Source organism: Candidatus Palauibacter sp. (assembly GCF_965213655.1).
GTDB lineage: Bacteria > Gemmatimonadota > Gemmatimonadetes > Palauibacterales > Palauibacteraceae > Palauibacter.
Genome location: NZ_CBDBZT010000003.1, coordinates 488914 through 509693, shown reverse-complemented (window position 1 = coordinate 509693; position 20780 = coordinate 488914). Strand labels below are relative to the sequence as shown.

Sequence of the window (20780 nt, the reverse complement as noted above, 5' to 3'; positions counted from 1 at the left end):
GTCAGCCCGGTGGACGCCGGCCCACGATGCCCCGGCCCCACACGTTGTTCCCGCGGTTCACGTCGGGCAGCACGCCGTCCGGATCGATCTGCACGTTGCGGACGAACCCATCGGCGACTTCCAGGACGTAGGTGCCGTTCTCCTGCCAGGCCTCGACCGGCACGTCGTAACGCTGCTCGCTCCCGTCCCGGTACAGGATCCGCGCCTCGAGCGGCATCGGGATGCCGCCCCGGTTCTCAAGCACCACGCGGGTCGTGTCCCCCAGGCGGGTGACGGAGGCGATCGCCTGATCGAGGATCGCGTCCTCGTAGATCCAGCCCCTGAAGAACCAGTCGAGATCCCGCCCCGACACGTCCTCCATGGTGCGGATGAAGTCCGCCGGCTGCGGGTGCTTGTACGCCCAGCGCTGGATGTACTCGCGGAAGCCCTCGTCGAACACGTCGGGCCCGAGTATCTCCTCGCGCAGCAGGACGAGGACGGCGGCCGGCTTGTTGTAGGCGAGGACCCCGATGTCCGCCTCCGGAATGCTGTCGGCCGGCGTATAGATGGCGTGAGTCGGGACGCGCGTGTCCGTCGCGATCTGGGCCGGTGACATGAGCTGGCCCAGGATGGGCTCCCCGCCCGAAAACTCGATACCCGAGTAGTAGTTGATGAAGGTGTTGAAGCCCTCATCCATCCACGCGTACCGCCGCTCATCGGACCCCACGATCATGGGGAACCACGTGTGTCCGATCTCGTGATCCGTGACCGAGAAGAGAAAGGCGCCGCGCGAACGCCAGGAGCAGAAGATGATCATCGGATACTCCATCCCGAGCGCGAGGCCAGCCACGTTGATCGCGACGGGATAGGGATAGCGGAGCCACTTTTCCGAGTAGTACTCGATGCTGTGGCGGAGATACTCGGTGGAGCGCTCCCAGCCGCTGGTACCGCGCCCGCCCAGACTCTCCTCCGGGTAGGCGGACATGATGAGGACGTCTTCCCAGCCGGCGGCGTCCCAGACGAAGCGGTCGGAGGCGGCCCACGCGAAGTCGCGCACGTTCTCCGCGCGGAAGCGCCACGTGAGCGGGGTCTCGCCGGGCGGCCGCGTGTGATCCTCTCCGGCCTCGTCGGGGGTGATGAGGTGGACCGTCTCCTCGGATAGCCGCGCTTCGGCGAGCCGCTCCCGCTGTATCGGCGTGAGGACTTCCTCGGGATTGAGGAGTTCTCCCGTCGCGACGACGACGAAATCCCGCGGGACGGTGAGTTCGACATCGAAATCGCCGTACTCGAGATACCACTCGCCCTGCCCAAGGAAGGGAGACTGGTTCCACCCGTTCACGTCGTCGTAGGTGAAGACGCGGGGGTACCATTGTGCGAGCTGATAGATGATCCCGCCCCGGATGTCGAGTTGCCCCATCCGGTCGCCGCCCGTCTCCGGGATCTCGAACGCGAAATCGATCTCCACTTCTACCCGGCTTCCGCCCGGCGGGAGGGGCTCGCCGAGGAGGATCTCCATCATCGTGTCCTCGGTCCGGTACTCGGGGACCGTCATCTCGCCCTCGAAGTCGGCGCGCACGCCGGAGATGACAAAACCCCCGTCCCTGAAGAAACCGCCGTGGCGGACATCCCCGTCGAGTCCTTCGGCTCTCTGCGCGCCGTAGCTGGTCTCGCGGAAGAGGTTCTGGTCGAGCTGCACCCAGATGCTGGTGAGGGAATCCGGGCTGTTGTTCGTGTAGGTGATGCGTTCGGTGCCCTCGATGCGGTCGTCGACGAGCGTGGCCTGGATGTGGTAGTCGGCGCGTTGCTGCCAGTAAGCCTCCCCGGGGGCGCCGGCCGCATCCCGGAACGCTCCGGGCTCCGGGAGGTCGAGGGGCTCGAAGGCCCCGGCCGGATCGAAGATCCTGCGCAGGGAGTCGAGACGGGCGAGTTCGGCCGCCTCCGCCGCTTCCCTCTGTTCGCGGTCATCTTCCTGCGCAGCCAGACCGCCTGCCGGGGTCAGGGCAGCCAGCGCGGTCAGCGCCAGGGCGAACCGCGCGGCCAGCGTCGTCCGGGAGAGCACCCGCGTCCCGACTCCCATCCCCTTCATCGAATCTCCATGTGTCATGCCGTGTTCAATCTCATTGCGCTCACACGATCCTCATCATGGGCTGTCGCCGCCCGTAGGAGAGCGTACGCCACAGCCACTCCAGGGGTCCGAAGCGGAAACGGGCGAGCCACCACGGCGACCACGCCAGTTGGAGCGCCCAGATACCCATTACGATGCCGACGCACCCCACGCCCCCCACGCGCTCGAACAGGCCCAGCCCGTGGCCGTAGAAGATGAACGAACAGAGCACGCTCTGGGCAATGTAGTTCGTGAGCGCCATGCGGCCGACGGCGGCCAGACGCGCCCGAGTGCGAACCAGGCGCCCGCTCCGGGCCAGAAGCATCACCAACCCCACGTAGCCCAGAAAGACACCGACGGAGCCGACGTAGTTGAAGAGGCTCCCCCCGAGCTTCGACTGCTCCCACGCGAACCCGCCCGCCACGTTGTACCAAACACCGGCGGCGGCGAGCGGCAGGCCCAGCCCCAGTCCCCACGCGGCCAGCCGGCGGTAGAACGAGGCCGGCCAACGCGCCGAGAGGACGCCCAGCTTGTGCAGGGCCATGCCCACGAGCATGAGGCCCCCCGCTCGCCATAGAAGGTAGCCCGCGAAGGCGACGGTCTCGACGAGGAAGGCATAGTGGGCGCGGATCTGCATCTGCTGTACCCAGCCCCCGCGCATGGCTTCGATCTCGGCTTCTATCGCCGCCGCGGGGGGCGCCCACTGCGCCGCGACGGCCGCCCGCTCCTCCGCGGACCAGTATGGAATGGCCCAGTCGGCCACGCCCATGACGAGGACGACGATCCCGACCGCACACCCGCCGGCCCACAGCAGCCGGCGGGGCGCCCAGTTGCGAAACCCGTACAGGATGAAGCCGCAGAGGGCGTACGGGACGAGGATATCGCCGTGCCAGATCCCGTAGGCGTGAAGGAGTCCGATCAGGAGGAGCCAGGACTGGCGGCGATAGTGCAGCTGGCCTCCGGGGATGCCCCGCCGGTCCATGCGCTCGCTCATCATCGCGAACCCCGCGCCGAACAGGAGGGAGAAGATCGAGATGAATTTCGTGTCCGCGAACACGTTGACGGCAGCCCAGATCCAGAAGTCGGTGCCCTGGAGACCGCCGCCCGCGGCGATTGATGGGTTCGGGTACACGGCGGAGATCCAGGCGAAGCTCCAGATGTTGACGATGAGGATGCCCAGCACCGCGACGCCCCGGAGCAGGTCGATCGCCTGGATGCGGTCGGCTCCCGACACCGGAGTGCCGGCGGGGGTGGCTCGCGTCGTCTCGGACATCGTGTACCTGTTCGCTATGTTGGACGCGTGGTGCGATGCGCGAGCACGCGACGACGCCAAGTGAACCGAGAGGTGTGATCATGCCCAGGTCCGGGAACATTCTGTCTCAGCCCTTCCTCCTCCGCACCCCGCGGCGGCTCCTCGCGCTGGCCGCGGTTCTAGTCCTGACCACTTCCTTCGGGGCAAAGGAGGCCCGCGCCCAGGCCGACGATGCCTGGACCCCGTCGCTGAGCATGCAATACCGCTCGGTCTCCGGCACCGCGATCTCGCCCGACGGCTCCCGCATCGCCTTCGTCGTGCGCGAGCCGCTGATGGAAGGACCGCAGTCGGAGTATCTGAGTCACATCTGGATGACGGACGCGGACGGCGCGCGGGCCGCGCAGTGGACGCGCGGTGAGGCGTCGGCGGGGGCGCCGCAGTTCTCGCCCGACGGCGCTTGGCTGAGCTTCACCTCCGGTCGCGAGGGCGAGGGCGAGGCGGGGAGCCAGCTGTGGGCGCTGCCGCTGGCCGGTGGCGAGGCCCGGCAACTCACGAACGCGGAGGGGTCGGTGGGCGGATACCGCTGGTCGCCCGACGGGACGCGGATCGCCTTCCTCATGCGGGACCCGCCAACCGCGGAGGAGAAGAAGGCGCGGGAGGAAAAGCGGGACGTCATCCTCGTGGACCGGAACTACAAGTTCTCGCACCTGTACGTGGTCGCGGTCGATCCCGAGTCGGACGAACCCGCGACGCCGGTTCGGCTCACAGCCGGCGATTTCCACATCACCGGATTCAGCTGGCCCCCCGACGGGGGACGGATCGTGTTCGCGCACCAGGCCGATCCCCGCATCAACACGGGGCGGCTGAGCGGAGACCTCTCCACCACGACGGTCCCGGACGCCGCAGCGATCGCCGAACTCCTGGCCGCGCGGGGAGACGAGGGAGACGAGGACGAAGATTCGGCCGGGGATGCGGACACCGACCCGGCCGCGGTCGGGGAGGTCACGCTGCTCGTCGGCGGGGCCGGGATCGAGCGGAGCCCACTCTGGTCCCCGGACGGAGCGTGGATCGCTTACGTCTCGACCGGGAACCAGCCGGAGCCGATCGGGCTGGGCGACGTGTACGTCCTGCCGGCCGAGGGGGGCGAGGCGCGGCGGCTGGACACGCCGAACCGGAGCGCGTCCGTGCTGGCCTGGTCGGGCGACTCCTCCGAACTGCTCCTGCTCGAATCGCTCGGGACGCGCCGGCACGTGCTAGCCGTTCCTGTCGACGGAGGCGAGATGCGGTTCATTTCGTACGGAGACGGTGTGGTCGGTTCGGTCGCGCTCAGCCACGACGCGAACCGCATGGCCTTCACCTGGCAGACCACAGAAGAACCGTGGGACGTCTTCGTCTCGCCCACGAACGGGTACGCGCCGACTCGGGTCACGGACCTCCATGCCGACGTGCCGCGCCCGGAGATGGGCCCCACCCGACTCGTCTCGTGGACATCGACAGAGGGATTCGAGATCGAGGGCCTCCTCACCTATCCCGTCGGCTACGAGGAGGGCGAGCGCGTACCCTTGATCCTGAACGTGCACGGCGGGCCGGCGGGCGTCTTCAGCCAGAGCTTCACGGGCAACCCGGCCGCGTACATGCTGCAGTACTTCGCCCAGGAGGGCTTCGCGATCCTGCGCCCGAACCCCCGCGGCTCCACCGGCTACGGGAAGGACTTCCGCTACGCGAACTTCCAGGACTGGGGCTACGGTGACTTCCGCGACCTCATGTCGGGCGTGGACCACGTGATCGACATGGGAGTGGCCGACCCCGACCGGCTCCTCCTCATGGGCTGGAGCTACGGCGGTTACATGACTTCATGGGCCGTCACCCAGACGGACCGCTTCGTGGCCGCGAGCATGGGGGCCGGACTCCCGAACCTGGTCTCGATGACGACGACCACGGACATCCAGGACTATCTCGTGGGACACATGGGCGTCGAATTCTGGGAAGACTACGAACGCTACGAGCGGCACTCGGCGATGTACCACATCGCGAACGTGGTGACGCCGACGCAGGTGATTCACGGAGCCGAGGACCTGCGCGTCCCGTTCACGCAGGGACAGGAGTTCTACCGGGCGCTCGACCGTCGCGGCATCCCCACCGAGATGGTCGTGTACCCGCGCACGCCGCACGGGCCGCGCGAGCCGAAGTTTGTCATGGACGTCTCGGAGCGGATCCTGACCTGGTTCCGAAAGCACCTGGGATCGGAAGCCGTCGCCGCCGAGGACGCGACCCGCTGAGCCGCCGGGGCGCCGCCCCCCTCTGTGCCGACCGAAGCTCTCTCGCGGCTCCTGCTCACCCGGGAACCGGGAGAGGCCGCCGTCCGCGCGTGGACCGACGAGATCGCGACCGATCTCCTCGGCCGATCTTCGCACGTTCGTGAGCCGAACTTCACGGAGATCGGCCAGGACGATCTCGCGTCCCTGTTCACCGCCTATGACGGGCGCTTTCTGGATGGTCTCTGCGGAGGGATCCTGGGGCCGGGCACCCTCTCCTTCCGACTTTCCGGACGCATGACGCGCGCGGGGGGCAAGACCACGCGCTTCGAACGTCGAGGTCACACCCCGCGATTCGAGATCGCGGTCGCCACATCGATTCTCTTCGACGGATTCGGGGAGGACGACCGGGAGGTGACGGCATGCGGGCTCCCGTGCCGACACCGCCTCGACGCGCTGCAGCGGATCTTCGAGCACGAACTGGTGCACCTCGCGGAGTTTCTCTGCTGGGAAATTAGCCACTGTGGCCGGGCACGCTTTCGGGGCATCGCCCGGCGCCTCTTTCTCCACCGGGCGCACACCCACCAGCTCATCACCCACTCCGAGCGCGCCGCCCGCGACGGCATCGTGGTGGGCTCCCGGGTAAACTTCGCCTTCCGCGGCCAGCCCCTGACGGGACGCGTGAACCGGATTACGAAGCGAGCCACCGTGCTCGTCGAGGACGCACGGGCTCCCCGCTGGTCCGACGGGCGCCGCTACGCCCGCTTCTACGTGCCCCTCGAGGAACTCCGACTCGTCGAAGCCGACCGAGGGGCGTGATCATCTGTCGAGCCTGAGCGCGCTCCTGAGCCCTCCGGAGGTCGACACGTCGAGGCGTCCGGCCGCTGACCTGGTTCCGGAAGCACCTGGGATCTGGAGCCGTGGCAGCCGAGGACGCGGCCCGCTGACTCTGGACGCCACAGATCTCGGCGCTGTCCGGTTCCGCAGGTCGGCGGGGGAAGCGGGGGTGATCGGATCCAGGACACTCTCGGACGTATGGGCGATTCGAACCGCAGCCAGACGCTCCCGCAGCTTCGGAATCACGGCTTCGTTACTGTGACCCACTCGATGACAGCCCCTGTGGAGTAGTAGCTCGCGTTCGGACCGAGTTCGCTATTGCCGTTCTTTGCTGACGCGACGAAGACCAGATACCACCCCTCGATCTCGCTGTCGAAGGTCACCGATACCGAAGATCCCGCCTGTATGAACTTGGATGCGTGATCCCTGTCCTCGACTCCGTTGATGATCGGATACCCGAGCACCGTGGTCGTCACCGTTCCTGTCGTATACGCTTCCGTTGACGACTGGCCCCAGTCAGATACGACCCAAGAGACGGACACGGTCGCACCTGTAGCGGTAACGTCCTGTGTGATCGTACGTGGGTACTCGAACACGGGAGGAGCACAGTCTGGAGTTGCCCCGCTTTGACGGACACCTATCCATTGGGGTCAAGCAAGGAGGTGTCCTATGGCGGGCCGGCAGGGGCGGTATCCGTCCGAGTACAGGGAGCGGCTGGTGGAACTGGCGAGGAGCGGGCGTAGCGCCGCGTCACTCGCCCGGGAGTTCGATCCGTCGGAGCAGACGATCCGGAACTGGGTCCGGCGGGCGGACGTGGACGAGGGGTTCCGTAGCGACGGGCTGACGACGGAGGCGCGCAACGAACTGCGGCGCCTGGAGCGTGAGAACAAGCGGCTCAGGATGGAGCGGGACATCCTAAAAAAAGCCGCGGCCTGACCACCGCTGCGCGGCGGTGCCCCGCGCAGGAGAGCGGATCGATCCCCGGCGGGGGTACGCGTTCATGAAGGCGCACCGGGCCGAGTTTCCGCTTCGGGCCATGTGCCGGGTGCTGGGTCTCTCCCCCAGCGGCTACTACGACTGGCTCAAGCGTCCTGCCTCGGACCGCGCGCGGCGGGACGCGCAACTCGAGGCGCGGATCGGGGCGATCTGGACCGGGAGCGGCGAGACGTACGGCCGTCCGCGGATCCACGCGACGCTCAGGGCCGAGGGCGAGCGGGTGGGCCAGAAGCGCGTGGGGCGGCTGATGAGGGGCTTGGGGATCGAGGGCGCGACCAGGCGGCGTTTCAAGACGGCGACGACGAAGAGGGACACCGAGGCCCGGCCCGCGCCGGACCTGGTGAGGCGGGACTTCTCGGCCTCCGGGCCCGACGAGCTGTGGGTGGCCGACATCACGTATGTGCCCACTTGGGCGGGCTGGCTGTACCTGGCCGTTGTGCTCGACGTCTGGAGCCGTCGCGTCGTCGGCTGGGCCATGGCGACGCACATGCGGACCGAACTCGTCGAGGCCGCGCTGTCGATGGCCCTCGCGCGCCGTCGTCCCCGGGGGCGCATCGTCCATCACTCCGACAGGGGTTCGCAGTACACCTCGCTCGCCTTCGGGGAGCGCTGTCGCGAGTCGGGCATCGCCCAGTCCATGGGCTCGGCGGGCGATGCGTACGACAACGCCATGTGCGAGTCGTTCTTCGCGACGCTCGAGTGCGAGCTGATCTGGAAGCGCTCCTTCCGCACGGCGGACGAGGCGCGACGGGAGGTCTTCGGCTTCATCGAGGGCTTCTACAACACCCGGCGGCTGCACTCCGCACTCGGCTACGAGTCGCCGGCAGACTACGAGAGGAACCATGCGGCCTGAGGCGCACCGGCGGCGCGCACGGACGTCCTCTCCCGAGCGCCTGAGAGAGGCCGAAAGGAGAAGAGCCCGAGACGATCAACCACAGAAACTAACCGTCCGTGAAAGCGGGACAGCTCCACTGTCCGGATCGATTGCGGTCGGGAGTGTGCTGATTTCTGTGTAAATGGCCATGGAGTAGACTCTGGAAGCGGGAGGAGACCATGGCGAGGAAGAAGGATGCGACGGAGCGGGAGGTAGACGAGCTTCTCGACAGCCTGCTGGAGGGCCGCAGCCCGGAAGAGATCATGGGCGGAGGCGGTCTTCTGGAGGCGCTGACGAAGCGGGTGGTGGAGCGGGCGCTGGAGGGAGAGCTCACCGACCACCTGGGCTACGAGAAGCACGCGAGAGAGGGCCGCAACGGCGGCAACTCGCGCAACGGCCGTACGCGGAAGCGAGTGAAGACGGACACGTCGGAGTTCGAGATCGAGGTGCCTCGGGACCGTGATTCGACGTTCGACCCGAAGTTCGTCAGGAAGGGCCAGCGTCGGCTGGGCGGGTTCGACGAGAAGGTGATCGCGCTGTACGCGCGGGGCATGACGACGCGGGAGATCCAGGGTCACCTGAAGGAGCTGTACAAGGTGGAGGTCTCACCGTCGCTGATCTCGGCGGTGACCGACGCGGTCCTGGAGGACGTGAAGGCGTGGCAGGGCCGGCCGTTGGATACGGTGTACCCGATCGTGTATCTGGACGCGATCCACGTGAAGGTGCGTTCCCGGGGCCACGTCCGGACGCACGCGGTCTACCTTGCCCTGGCCCTGACGCTCGAGGGCAACAAGGAGCTGTTGGGGCTGTGGGTGGGCGAAGCGGAGGGGGCGAAGTTCTGGCTCTCGGTCCTCACCGAACTCAAGAACCGGGGGGTCGAGGACATCCTGATCGCAGCGATCGACGGCCTCAAGGGCTTTCCCGAGGCGATCGAGTCGGTGTTCCCGAAGACGCAGGTTCAGCTCTGCATCGTGCATCTGGTGCGCGGCTCGCTCCGGTTCGTCGCCTGGAAGGAGCGCAAGGCGGTCGCCAGGGACTTGCGGGCCATCTACCGGGCTCCGAGCTTGGAGGCGGCCGAGACGGCGCTGGAGGCCTTTTCTCAGCGCTGGGACGAGCGCTTCCCCATGATCAGCCGGAAGTGGCGGGCGAACTGGGCGAACCTGACCCCGTTCTTCGATTATCCGCCCGAGATCCGCAAGGTCATGTACACGACGAACGCGATCGAGGCCCTGAACGCGCAGCTCACGAAGGTGACGAGGAAGCGCGGCGCGTTCCCAACCCCGGAGGCGGTCAGGAAAGTGCTGTACCTTGCGATCGAGAGGGCGTCACAGCGCTGGACCCGGCCCGTTCAGGACTGGACCGGCGCCCTGAACCACCTGTCGATCGTGTTCGAGGGCCGAGTGCCCGTATGAGTGCGAGGGCCATTTACACAGAAAATCTGACAGTCCCATTGCGGTCAGCTTCACCCGAACTGGCTTCCGCAGACTACTAGCGAGAAGGTACGCCGTAGCCGAATCTCCGACGCCCTCCACTCGAACCGATAGAGCCGAGTCTTCCGAGGCGAATGCGTACCGCAGATCAGCGTCGTTCTCCCGATCGTAGAACATCCGGTCAACCCATACCGAACTGATCGTTTCCTCTACGCCCACCCGAACCCTTCGTACCGAGGTCGGCACCATTGACTGCGCCTTGGGAGAAGTGTTCCGAACGCCGGTGACGCTCATCTGCGGCGGTGGTTCATAGGTTGACGGCGCTTCAGAACACCCGACCAACACTACCGTCACAATCGCGAACGTCCTCATCGTGTCTTCTCCAAGTATGCCCGATCCTGCTTCAACTCGGCGCTTGGGGCGCGGACGCACCGCCCAAAGCTCCCGCTTGGAATCTAGGCCATCGTTTGTGGCCGCTCTGTGTCTATTATTCAGATTTTCCTGTCTGAAGCGTGACTCGATCGAGCCCCGCGGCGACTATAATGCCGGGTGGCCCGGTACGGCTCGGTCCGCGGCCTCGGCGGGCCGCTCGGAGATGGAGACCATGTCCTTCAGCCGCCCCTCTGCGGGCCTGTGCCTCGGTGACCGTCGTCGCGTGCGACCCGGGCCGCAGGTACGCCGTGAGTTCCTTCTTGAGCGCGCCGCGGGTCTGTACGTACAGCGACGATAGGCGTTCGCCCGTTCTTGATCCGGTCCCCCATCTCGACCCGATCCGCTTCGGTCAGCCCCCCCGTACTCCTCCCGTTGGCTACATCGCATACCTCCCGGCAGTTGAACAGCCGCTGCCAAGATGTTGCGTTGACCGCTTGAGACCGCCGGTACAGCTCCAGGGAGCACCTGGCCAACGAACGTGGGCTCTTCCCCTCGTCACCCCTGGCCGCTCAGGCCTGCGGGCCGAGCCGTGAAGCCACGCTGCCGCCGTTGCCCGATCGCGGAATCATTTGTGAGCTTGTTATATTGATTGCTATACTATATATGTCGATACGTGACTGGCCGCCTATTGCCCGCTATCCTCCACCCCGCCGGGAGCGCCTTGAAGTGCCCTCCAGCGCTCGGTGGCGGCTCTGCCGGCTCGGCCGCACCCCCCTTTTTTGGACCGGAGTGAAGCGATGGACGATCGAGGTCCGTCACGGCCCGGGAACGCGGGAGCAGATGATCGCATCTCGCGGCTGAGCGAGGCGATCCTGCGCATCAACGCGAGCCTCGACTTGGAGACCGTACTCGAGGCGGCCATCGAGGGTGCCCGCGCGCTCACCGGTCGGGACTACGGCCTAATCGCGACGCTCGACGCGCGCGGCAAGATCTGCGAACTCGTCACTTCGGGCCTTTCCGCGAAGGAGCGTCGGAAGATGATCGAGTGGCCCGACGGGCCACGCTTCTTCGAGCACCTGCGGAGCCTCCCTCAGCCGATCCGACTGGGGGACTTTCCGGGCCACATCGAGTCGCTGGGGCTGTCTCCGAACCCGTTGCGAACGAGGCATCTCCAAGGAACCCCGATGCGCCATCGTGGCCAGCATCTCGGGAGCTTTTTCCTGGCCGACAAGGAGGACGGCGGCGAGGAATTCACCTCCGAAGACGAGGAGATCCTGACTCTGTTCGCCTCCCAGGCGGCGACCGCGATCGCGAACGCCCGGACACACCGGAAGGTCGAGAGGGCACGGGCCGACCTGGAGGCGCTCATCGAGACCTCGCCGGTCGGCGTGGCCGTCTTTGACGCCGGAACCGGACGGGCAGTCTCGTTCAATCGTGAAGCCGAGCGCATCGTCACCGGCCTGCGTACCCCCGGACACCCGCCGGAGCAGCTGCTGGAGATCGTCACGACGCGACTCCCGGACGGGAGGGAGTTCTCGCTCCAGGAGTTGCCCCTGGCCCGGCAGTTTGAAGGCGCCGCGACACTGCGCGCCGAGGAGATCGAACTCTCGGTACCCGATGGCAGAAGCGTCCGGACGCTCATGAACGTCACGCCGATCCGTTCGGGAGAGGGTGAGGTCGTATCGGTAGTGGTCACGATGCAGGACCTCGCTCCGCTCGAAGAGCTGGAGCGGCAGCGGGCGGAGTTCCTCACCATGGTGAGCCACGAGCTTCGCACGCCGCTCACGTCGATCAAGGGCTCGACGGCGACCGTACTCGGAACGCTCCCGGTTCTTCCCAGCGCCGAGCTGCTTCAGTTCTTCCGTATCATTGACGGTCAGGCCGACCTCATGCGCGGACTCATCTCGAACCTGCTGGACGCCGGAAGGATCGAAGCGGGCACGCTCACGGTCGCACCCGAGCCCACGAGCATCATGACGCTCGTGGACCGCGCCCGCACCGCTTTCCTGAGCGGCGGTGGGCAGCCCGCCATCGTTGTCGACCTTCCGCCGGACCTGCCGTGGGTGATGGCGGACCCCGAACGCATCGTCCAGGTGCTGACCAACCTGTTCTCGAACGCTGGCCAACACGCCCGTCCCTCGTCCCCGATCCGGGTCGAGGGGGTGCGCGAGGACAGCTATGTGGCGATTTCGGTCGCGGACCAGGGCCGTGGGATCCCGCCCGACCGACTTCCCAACCTCTTCGGTAAGCGGTCCACCCTCGCGGGAGACATGGGACTCGGCCTCACGATCTGCAAGGGTCTCGTGGAGGCGCACGGCGGTCGCATCCGGGCGGAGAGCGAAGGTACGGGCCTCGGTGCGCGCTTCACCTTCACGATCCCGATTGCCTCGCAGACATCCGCGGAGGGGGCACCGCCCGATGGTCGGCCGCCGTCCGTAGGGAACGGGGAGCAAGTCCGGATCCTCGTGGTCGATGACGATCCCCAGACCCTCCGCTACGTGCGCGACGTGCTCACCCGGGCGGGCTACGCCCCGATCGTGGCGGGCGATCCCGATGATCTTTCCATCATCATCCGGGCCGAGAAGCCTCGCCTTGTTCTCCTCGACTTGATGCTTCCCGGGACCGACGGGATCCAAGTCATGGAGCAGGTCCCGGAACTGGCCGATCTCCCGGTCATCTTCATCTCCGGCTACCGGCGGGAAGAGACGATCGCCAGGGCGCTCGAGACCGGCGCGGCCGACTACATCGTCAAGCCGTTCTCCCCCACCGAACTCGTGGCGCGGATCCGCGCGGCGCTCCGGCGCCGGACCGAGCCCGAGACGTTCGTGCTCGGGGATCTGGCCGTGGACTGTGGACGACGCCGGGTGAGTCTGGCCGGCCGAGAGATCACTCTCACGCCGATCGAGTTCGAGTTCCTTCGCCTCCTCCTTGCCAATGAAGGACGGGTGGTGACAACCGGGGCGCTCCTCCGCCAGGTGTGGGGGTATCGGTACTTGCAAGACACCGGACGTTTGCGCACTGCCGTGAAGAAGCTCCGGAGGAAACTCGCCGACGATGCGGCCGCGCCCACCTACATCTTCACTGAGCGCGGGGTCGGCTACCGCTGCGCTCGCCCGGAGGCGTTGTCCCCCGGCTAGCGGAAGCACCAAGCGCGACCGAGGCATCGCCGTTCGACCCACTGACCGCTGTTCCCGTCGTCGCGCGACCGCCGCATCCGCAAGCCGACAGGCCACCCCGAGCAGTCGGACTCGGTGTACGTTCTCCGCTATGTTGGACGGGCAACGCGCGGCGCGCGCAGTGGCGACGGCAAGTCAACGGAGAGGTGTGATCATGCTCGGGTTCGGGAACACGCTGCCCCCACTCCGTGACCGCTGGTCCGACGAGCGGCGCCACGCCAGTTGCTGCGTCCCGCTGGGCAAACCCCGCTTTGCCCAGGCAGAAGGCGGGCCACGCCGACACTCGAGGCGGACGCCCGAATGACGCCGAGCGGCCGGTCCATCCGTATCTCGCGGGAAGCGGTGGTCCGGCTGTGGCTGCACCGGCAGGGTCTCGCGCAGCCGCGGGGCTCCAGGCGGCTCGACCGGCGCGCTTTCGTCGGCCATCTGGAACGGACCGGCGCCCTCCAACTCGACAGCGTCAACGTCGTGGACCGCGCGCACTACCTCACCCTCTGGAGCCGGTTCGGACCGTACGACCGCGCGGACGTGGACCGCTGGGTGTACGAGGACCGCCTCGCCTACGAGTACTGGGGACACGAGGCTTCGATCCTTCCCATCTCCCATCTCCCTCTCGGACGGCGGCGCATGCGACGCTTCCCTCCCGCGAGCTGGTCGGGGCGTGCGTGGTGGGACCGATTCGCGACGTCGACGGCATCGAAACGGCGTGTGCTGCGGCGGCTGCGCGCGGAAGGACCGCTGGAGAGCGTCGATTTCCAGCCGCAACCGGCCGAGCGCGAGGAGAAGACCGACTCGCTCGCGTGGCGTCTGAAGGAGGACAAGCGGTCGCTCAAGCTCCTGTGGCACGACGGGCGTGTGGCGGTGAGCGGTCGGCGGCACTTCCGGTGCGTGTACGACGTGGCGGAGCGGGTCTACCCCATCGGGCCGGCAGCCTCGCTCACGGAGTACCACGACAGCTGGCTTCTCGTCGCCCTCTCCGGCTGCGGCTTCGCCCCGGAGCGACACCTCGTCAACTACTTCACGGGACCGGAACTCAACGCGGCCGAGCGGCGCCGCGTCATCGCCCGTAACCTGCGGAAGAAGCGGATTGTGGAGGTGGAAGTGGAAGGGCTGCGGGGCCCCTGCTACGCCCTGCCCGAACACGTGGACGGCATCGACGAGCTCGCGGAGCCCGCCGGGACGACGCTCATCTGCCCCTTCGACTCCCTGCTCTGGCAGCGGAAGCGCGCAGCCGAACTCCTCGACTTCTACTACACCATCGAGATCTACGTCCCCGCCGCGAAACGGAGGTACGGCTACTACGTCCTCCCGATCCTTCACGACGGCCGGTTGGTGGGCCGGCTCGACCCCAAGCTGCACCGAGACCGCGGCGTACTCGAGATCCGGGCTCTCCACTTCGAGCCGGACTTCGCTCCCTCCGCGCGTTTCAAGACCCGACTGGACGACGCCATCGCAGACCTCGCCAACTTCCTCGGCGCGGTCGACATCGCCATGCCACCGAGCAGCTGAGCCCGGCCCCGCGGGGGTATGGACCGACGAGACTACCGGGCCGTACCGTTGGGAAGGTTCTCGCGAACTTCGGAGGTTCACGATGAAGCACCTGTTCCGGCCCTGCCGCGCCCATTCTCTCGCGACCATCTTCCCGGGCCTTTTCGCCGTCGCGCTCTCCTCGGCGCTCGTCTCCGCCACCGCCGTCATGGCGCAGGAGGGGATGGTGCGGATCGTCCAGACGAACTCGGCGGGGGACCACGTCCACATCATCGATCCGGCCACGAACCAGGTCGTGCAGGTGATCGACGGGATCCCCAAGGTGCACGGGGTCGCGGCGGCGCCGGATGGCGGGACGCTCTACTTCAGCAACGAGATCCACCGCACGCTGGAGATCGTCCCCACGGACGTGATGGAGGTCACGGACCGGATTCCGCTCTCGGGACGTCCGCACAACGTCGCGATCAGCAACGACGGCCGGAAGGTGTACGTCGCGATCATCCAGGACTGCAGCTGCGTCGACATCGTGGACCTGGAGAAGGGCGAGGTCGTGAAGTCGATCCCCACGCTGGGGACGGTGCACAACGTCTTCATGTCTCCCGACGGACGGTACGTCGCGGCGGGGATGATCGGGGCGCGCACGCTGACGATCATCGATACATCGATCGACGAGGCGATCTGGTCGCTCCACTTCAGCGGGAGGACGACGGGAGGATACGCCGATGGGGGCGTCCGACCGATGGCGTTCGAGACGCATCCTGACGGATCGACCAAGCGCCTCTTCGTGCAGATCTCGAACTATCACGGCGTCTACGTGGTCGACTTCGAGAAGCGGAAGGTCGTGGAGAAGCTCGACATGCCCTCGCTTCCCATCTCGCGGGTGACGAACGATGCGCTGCAGGGGTCGCCGGGGCACGGCCTCGCGGTGTCGCCGGACGGACGGCAACTCTGGTCCACGAGCAAGCCCAACGGGCACGCCTACGCGTGGTCGCTGCCGGATCTCGGGTACCTGGGCGGGGTCGAGGTCGGCCACATCCCCGACTGGCTCACGATGACGCCCGACAGCCGGTATCTCTACGTCGCGAACGCGGGCTCCAACGACGTATCGGTCGTCGACACGAAGGAGATGGTGGAGATCGCCCGTATCCCCGTGGGACAGACTCCGAAGCGCAACAAGACCGTGGTGTTCCCGTGAGCCCGCTTCAACAACTCGGGCGGGCGGCCGGCCTCGCGTTAGTGGCGTCAACTCTCGGCGCAAGCGAGGCCATGGGCCAGGCACCCCTGAGCTTCGAGCGCTATCGCGAGACGGTCGAGCCCATCTTCCTCGAGGACCGGGGCGGATGGGGACCCGGGCGCGCGCCCTGCGTCACGTGTCACGCCGAGCAGGGGACGCCGCTCCGTCTTCAGCGCCTACGAGAGACGGACGACGGAGAGGTGTACTGGGCGGAAGAGGATTCCCGCCGGAATTTCGAGGTCGTGTCGCGCCTCGTCACGCCGGGCGATCCGGACGGGAGCCGTCTGTTGCGGAAGGCGCTCGAGGTGCCCGCGGGCGGCGCGGCGTTCCACGTGGGCGGGAAGTTCTTCGAGTCGAAGTCGGACCCCGAATGGCGCGCGATGGCGGACTGGGTGGCGGCCGCCGATCCGGCCGAGCGCCCCGCCCCGCCCCGGCTGGACTTCGACTTCTTCCGGGACTGTGTACAGCGGATGTACCTCGACAAGCGTCCGGGCGACGTGGAGTGCATCCACTGTCACGAGACCGGCGCGCGCGGCTTCGCGCGGCACATCCCCGAGGACCGCGACTTCTGGAATCAGGAGGAGTCGCGCGGCAACTTTGCGGTCACGCGCCGCTACGTGGAGCCCGGCGAGCCGATGATGAGCCGACTCCTCACGCATCCCCTCGCCCCCACGGCGGGCGGGGACTACTTCCACGGCGGCCCCCGCCGCTGGGACTCGACGGACGACCCCGAGTGGCAGATGCTCGCCGCCTGGGTCCGCGGCGAGACCCCCGAATGCGTCGTCGGACAGGAAGCTGACTCGGGAGGCGGATGACGAAGCCGTTCGACATCGCCGTCATCGGGGGCGGCATCGTCGGGCTCGCGACGGCCGACGCGATCCGGCGGGCCCGGCCGGACCTCTCGCTCACGGTGCTCGAGAAGGAGCCGGAGGTCGCGGTACACCAGACGGGCCGCAACAGTGGCGTCATCCATGCCGGACTGTACTACGCGCCCGGGTCGCTCAAGGCGCGGCTGTGTACCGAGGGGGCCGAGGGGCTCTTTCGCTACTGCGCCGAGCGGGGCATTCCGACCACGCGCACCGGCAAGATCGTCGTCGCCACCTCGCGAGATCAGCTCACCTCCCTCGCCGAACTCGAACGGCGCGGGACGGCGAACGGCGTGGCGATGCAGCGCATCGGCCCCGGCGGCATCGCGGAGATCGAACCGCACGCGCGCGGCGTCGAGGCGCTCCACGTCCCTGCCACCGGAGCGGTCGACTTCGGTGACGTGGCGCGAGCCTTCGCGGCGGATCTTTCCCGCGCGGGCCACCGCATCCGCACCGGCTTCGAGGTGCGGGAAGCCCGCCGCTCCGGGCACCACACCGTGCTCGCCGGCCCCCCGGGCGACATCACGGCCAGCGTCGTCGTCAACTGCGCCGGGCTGCACGTCGACCGCGTGATGCGCATCCTCGGCCACAAGCCCGACCTCAAGGTCCTCCCCTTCCGGGGCGAATACTGGGGCCTCTCCGAAACCGCCGCCGGCCTCGTGCGGGGCCACATCTACCCGGTTCGCGATCCTCGACTGCCCCATCTCGGCGTCCACTTCACTCGGAACGTGACCGGATGCGTGGAACTCGGGCCCAACGCGGTGTGGGCCTGGGGCCGGGAGGCGTACGGCCGCTTCTCGGCGCGCCTTCCCGACGCGCTGGAGGCGCTGAGCTACCGCGGCTTCCGGCGCCTGGCGCAGACCCACTGGCGAACCGCCGTCGAGGAACAGTGGCGGTCGCTCCACCGACGCTCGGTCGTGCGAAAGGCCCGCGCCATGCTTCCCGAACTCGAAATGCGCCACCTGGATAAATGGCGTTCCGGCCTCCGGGCGCAGGCCGTGGACACCGACGGCGCCCTGATCCACGACTTCGTGATTCGGGAAGGACCGGGGGTCGTGAACGTGCTCAACGCGCCTTCCCCCGCTGCAACGGCCTGCCTGGCCATCGGGGGGCACATCGCGCAGCGCGCCCTTTCTCAGGTCGCGTAGTCCTGGCCTTCGGCGTCGAGCATTTCCTTCATGCCCTCGAGGTACCCGGCCTCGCCGGCCGATTCGACGGACATGGCGGCGTTCTGCTGGGCGGCCTCCACGGGGATGGGGCGGATCTTCCGGCCTGTCTGCAGCGCGAGCATTTCGTTCATGCAGGCACGCTCGAGTTGGTACAGCCACAGGATCGTCTTCTCGATCGTGTCGCCAACCATGAGCACGCCGTGGTTCGCGAGGAAGAGGACCCGCTTGTCGCCGAGGGCCTCGACCATGTGCTCGCCCTCGTCCGCCTCGGTGACGATCCCTTCGTAGCCGAAGTAGGCGCAGTTTCCGTAGAAGACCGCCGCATTCTGGCTCCCGCGCTCGTCGAGCATCCATCCGTCGATGGACGCGAGGGCGGTGCTGTACGGGGCGTGGATGTGAAGCGCGCACATGATGTCCGGCCGGGCGCGCTGGACGGGCTCGTGAATCGCCCACGCGCTCACGTTCAGCCGCCCTGCCCCGCCCACGGGTCGCCCGTCCGGACCCACCTCGACGAGGCTGCTCGCCGTCACGCGCGAGAAATGCGTCTGCCCCGGCGTGATGAGGAGATGGCCCGGCCTGCCCGGCACCTTGCAGCTGAAGTGGTTCCACGTCCCCTCGTGCATGTCCTCGTGCACGATGATCCGGTGCACGGCCGCGAAATCGATACGCGCCTGCCGGATCGCGGCGTCCTCGATGTCCATCTCCGCGGGGGACGGAGCGGAAGCGAATGCGGTCTCTACCGTGCTCATCACGTGCCTCCTGAAGAACCGAACTTGCGGAACCTCGCCCAACCTCATGCGGGACACTTGCCGGATCAAGCGCGGATTCCGACTGTCACGATGCGGCTCTGGCGCGCGTTCGATGGGCGGAAGGAGCCTCAGGCCCAGCCGCGGGGAGGAATCTCATGACCAGCATCGTCGCCGCACTCCTGCTCTTCTCCGCCGGATCCACCGGAGCCCTCGACTTCGGGCACGCTCCGGGACCGGAGGACGCGCTCGGATGCTCTCCGCGAGCAGGAGGCGACGCGAATATGCCCGAGAAGGTTCTCATCCTCGATGACGAAGTCTTCGAGGGCGATGAGTCGGAGTGGGAGCACGCGGCACGCGACGCATACTGGGGACAGGTCGTGTGCTGGAGGTGGATCGAGAAGTACTTCGGGATCGAGGTCCGCGTCGGTGGGCCCTATGTGGTGACGGAGGATTGGGCGGAGCGCACCCGGAAGAGCCGGGAGGCCGCCCTGGAAGCCCTGATCGAGGCACAGGATCGCCACCTGGAGTCGCGGGGAACCCATGCCGACGCGCTCGACGACCTTCCCGAGTTCGGCGCACTCTCCGACCACGGCCTCCCCGAATACGTCCACCTGGACCTGATTCGCACCGAAGACGGATGGGGAGCCCGGGTAGCGGCGACTCGAGCCTGGATCTCCGGATTCCGGGGACTCGCGCCTGCCATCCCCTGTTACGCGTTCGTCGGTACGCCGCCCGACGAGTTGGAGGGCTTCGCAGGCGAGGATCGCGCCACACTGACGGAACGCCAACCCACCTGTACCGGGCCGCTCGTTGAAGAAGAAGCCGGGTCGGAAGGCGGCTGACGCCCACCGCGGTTCCCCGTTCCCGGCTCAGTGATTACCATCCCGCGCTCACCAATCCTCCTGAGAAGCGCGGGTGACAGTGCAGGTGACGCCGGACTCCATCTCCGAGCCGGAATCAGTCTCGGATCCGCTTGACGTGATCATCGTCGGGGCCGGCCCCTGCGGGCTGGCCGTGGCGGTCGCCCTGAAGGAATGCGGACTGAGTTACGCGATCCTCGACCGCGGCTGCATCACCGAGTCGCTGACCCACTATCCCTCGTACATGACCTTCTTCTCCACGGCCGAGCGGCTGGAGATCGGGGGCGTGCCGTTCACGATCCCCGAGCCGAAGCCCACTCGCCGCGACGCCCTCGCCTACTACCGGCACGTCGTCGCGCACCACGGCATCGGGGTCCGCCAGTACGAGGACGTGACGGACATCGAGCGAGCGGAAGCCGATTTCACCGTCCACACCCGCACGCGGGACGGCCGGGAAGATCGCCTCGCCTCGCGGGCCGTTGTCGTCGCCACCGGGGGATTCGGGGAACCGAACCGGCTCGGGTTCGAAGGTGAGGATCGGCACCGGCGGGTCATCCACTACTTCAAGGAGCCGTACCCCTTCTTCGATCAGGATGTGCTCGTCGTGGGAGGCGGGAACTCGGCGGTCGAGGCGGCGCTCGACCTGTACCGGAACGGGGCGCGCGTCCGCATGGTGCACTTTGCGGACACCCTGGACCGCGGCGTCAAACCGTGGGTGCGGCCCGACATCGAGAACCGGATCGAGAGCGGCGAGATCCCGATGCACTGGGGATCCCGCGTCGCCCGCCTCGGCACGGGGAAGGCCACCATCGTCGAGGAGTCGTCCGGGGAGGAGACCGAGGTCGCGAACGACTGGGTACTCGCGATGACAGGCTGGCGGCCGGACGCGGCGCTGCTGGAGGGCCTGGGGGTCGAGTCGGATCCGGACACGGGGATACCCGCGCACGACCCGGCGACCATGGGGACGACGGAGCCGGGCGTCTACATCGCGGGCGTGATCGCCGCAGGCTTCAACGCCAACAAGATCTTCATCGAGAACGGCCGCGAGCACGGCGCCCGCATCGCCGCTCACCTGGCGAGCGCCGTGCGCCGATCCCGGCGCCCAAATTGTCTATAGGTACGCTCTTGAGTATTTTTGC

Annotated in this window: 14 protein-coding genes and 2 pseudogenes; 11 read left to right on the top strand and 5 right to left on the bottom strand. The window is 67.6% G+C overall.

The genetic code is table 11. The annotated features are described in order from the left end of the window. Position 1: 1 nt before the first annotated feature. Together ACOOGH_RS04435 and ACOOGH_RS04430 are read right to left on the bottom strand one after the other, a co-directional pair. Entirely contained in the window at positions 2-2065 is a 2064-nt protein-coding gene (locus ACOOGH_RS04435) for a M1 family metallopeptidase (RefSeq protein WP_420447767.1), read from the bottom strand. Positions 2066-2105: 40 nt separating this feature from the next. After that, entirely contained in the window at positions 2106-3356 is a 1251-nt protein-coding gene (locus ACOOGH_RS04430; RefSeq protein WP_420447766.1) for a DUF418 domain-containing protein, read from the bottom strand. A gap of 80 nt (positions 3357-3436) precedes the next feature. Here ACOOGH_RS04430 and ACOOGH_RS04425 point away from each other — a divergent pair, with 80 nt between their 5' ends. After that, positions 3437-5614 (top strand): prolyl oligopeptidase family serine peptidase, encoded by a 2178-nt coding sequence (locus ACOOGH_RS04425; protein WP_420447765.1) that lies wholly within the window; start codon positions 3437-3439, stop codon positions 5612-5614. A 24-nt stretch (positions 5615-5638) separates the two neighbouring features. After that, on the top strand, positions 5639-6409 hold the full coding sequence (locus tag ACOOGH_RS04420; protein WP_420447764.1) for a SprT-like family protein: 771 nt from the start codon (positions 5639-5641) through the stop codon (positions 6407-6409). Between the two features lie 260 nt (positions 6410-6669). On the opposite strand, the gene ACOOGH_RS04415 is transcribed toward ACOOGH_RS04420, so the two are convergent. After that, positions 6670-6903, bottom strand: coding sequence for a hypothetical protein (locus ACOOGH_RS04415; RefSeq protein WP_420447763.1), 234 nt, complete (start codon positions 6901-6903; stop codon positions 6670-6672). A 193-nt stretch (positions 6904-7096) separates the two neighbouring features. Here ACOOGH_RS04415 and ACOOGH_RS04410 point away from each other — a divergent pair. Together ACOOGH_RS04410 and ACOOGH_RS04405 are read left to right on the top strand one after the other, a co-directional pair. Beyond that, a pseudogene (locus ACOOGH_RS04410) lies at positions 7097-8276 on the top strand (IS3 family transposase). Between the two features lie 200 nt (positions 8277-8476). Beyond that, a complete protein-coding gene (locus ACOOGH_RS04405; RefSeq protein WP_420438216.1) occupies positions 8477-9709 on the top strand; it encodes an IS256 family transposase in 1233 nt (410 codons plus the stop codon). 567 nt (positions 9710-10276) lie between these two features. Here the strand turns inward: ACOOGH_RS04405 and ACOOGH_RS04400 are convergent. After that, a pseudogene (locus tag ACOOGH_RS04400) lies at positions 10277-10451 on the bottom strand (IS30 family transposase); the annotation flags it as partial. Between the two features lie 445 nt (positions 10452-10896). Between ACOOGH_RS04400 and ACOOGH_RS04395 the strand changes: the two are divergent. The 5 genes from ACOOGH_RS04395 to lhgO all read left to right on the top strand — a co-directional run bounded on the left by ACOOGH_RS04395 (position 10897) and on the right by lhgO (position 18011). Beyond that, the gene (locus tag ACOOGH_RS04395; protein WP_420447762.1) at positions 10897-13236 is read left to right on the top strand and encodes a response regulator; all 2340 of its coding nucleotides are present in this window, start codon (positions 10897-10899) and stop codon (positions 13234-13236) included. Positions 13237-13575: 339 nt separating this feature from the next. After that, entirely contained in the window at positions 13576-14784 is a 1209-nt protein-coding gene (locus ACOOGH_RS04390) for a winged helix-turn-helix domain-containing protein (protein ID WP_420447761.1), read from the top strand. Positions 14785-14866: 82 nt separating this feature from the next. After that, positions 14867-15958, top strand: coding sequence for a hypothetical protein (locus ACOOGH_RS04385; protein ID WP_420447760.1), 1092 nt, complete (start codon positions 14867-14869; stop codon positions 15956-15958). Further along, on the top strand, positions 15955-16812 hold the full coding sequence (locus ACOOGH_RS04380; RefSeq protein ID WP_420447759.1) for a hypothetical protein: 858 nt from the start codon (positions 15955-15957) through the stop codon (positions 16810-16812). Before ACOOGH_RS04385 ends, ACOOGH_RS04380 begins: the two co-directional genes overlap by 4 nt. Then, on the top strand, positions 16809-18011 hold the full coding sequence (gene lhgO, locus ACOOGH_RS04375; protein ID WP_420447758.1) for an L-2-hydroxyglutarate oxidase: 1203 nt from the start codon (positions 16809-16811) through the stop codon (positions 18009-18011). The genes ACOOGH_RS04380 and lhgO overlap by 4 nt, the downstream gene beginning before the upstream one ends. Here lhgO and ACOOGH_RS04370 read toward each other — a convergent pair. Continuing rightward, entirely contained in the window at positions 17999-18781 is a 783-nt protein-coding gene (locus tag ACOOGH_RS04370) for a class II aldolase/adducin family protein (protein ID WP_420447757.1), read from the bottom strand. The genes lhgO and ACOOGH_RS04370 overlap by 13 nt on opposite strands. Before the next feature lie 155 nt (positions 18782-18936). Here ACOOGH_RS04370 and ACOOGH_RS04365 point away from each other — a divergent pair, with 155 nt between their 5' ends. Both ACOOGH_RS04365 and ACOOGH_RS04360 read left to right on the top strand, forming a co-directional pair. Next, positions 18937-19623, top strand: coding sequence for a hypothetical protein (locus tag ACOOGH_RS04365; protein ID WP_420447756.1), 687 nt, complete (start codon positions 18937-18939; stop codon positions 19621-19623). A 73-nt stretch (positions 19624-19696) separates the two neighbouring features. Continuing rightward, entirely contained in the window at positions 19697-20758 is a 1062-nt protein-coding gene (locus tag ACOOGH_RS04360) for a YpdA family putative bacillithiol disulfide reductase (protein ID WP_420447755.1), read from the top strand. Positions 20759-20780 lie beyond the last annotated feature (22 nt).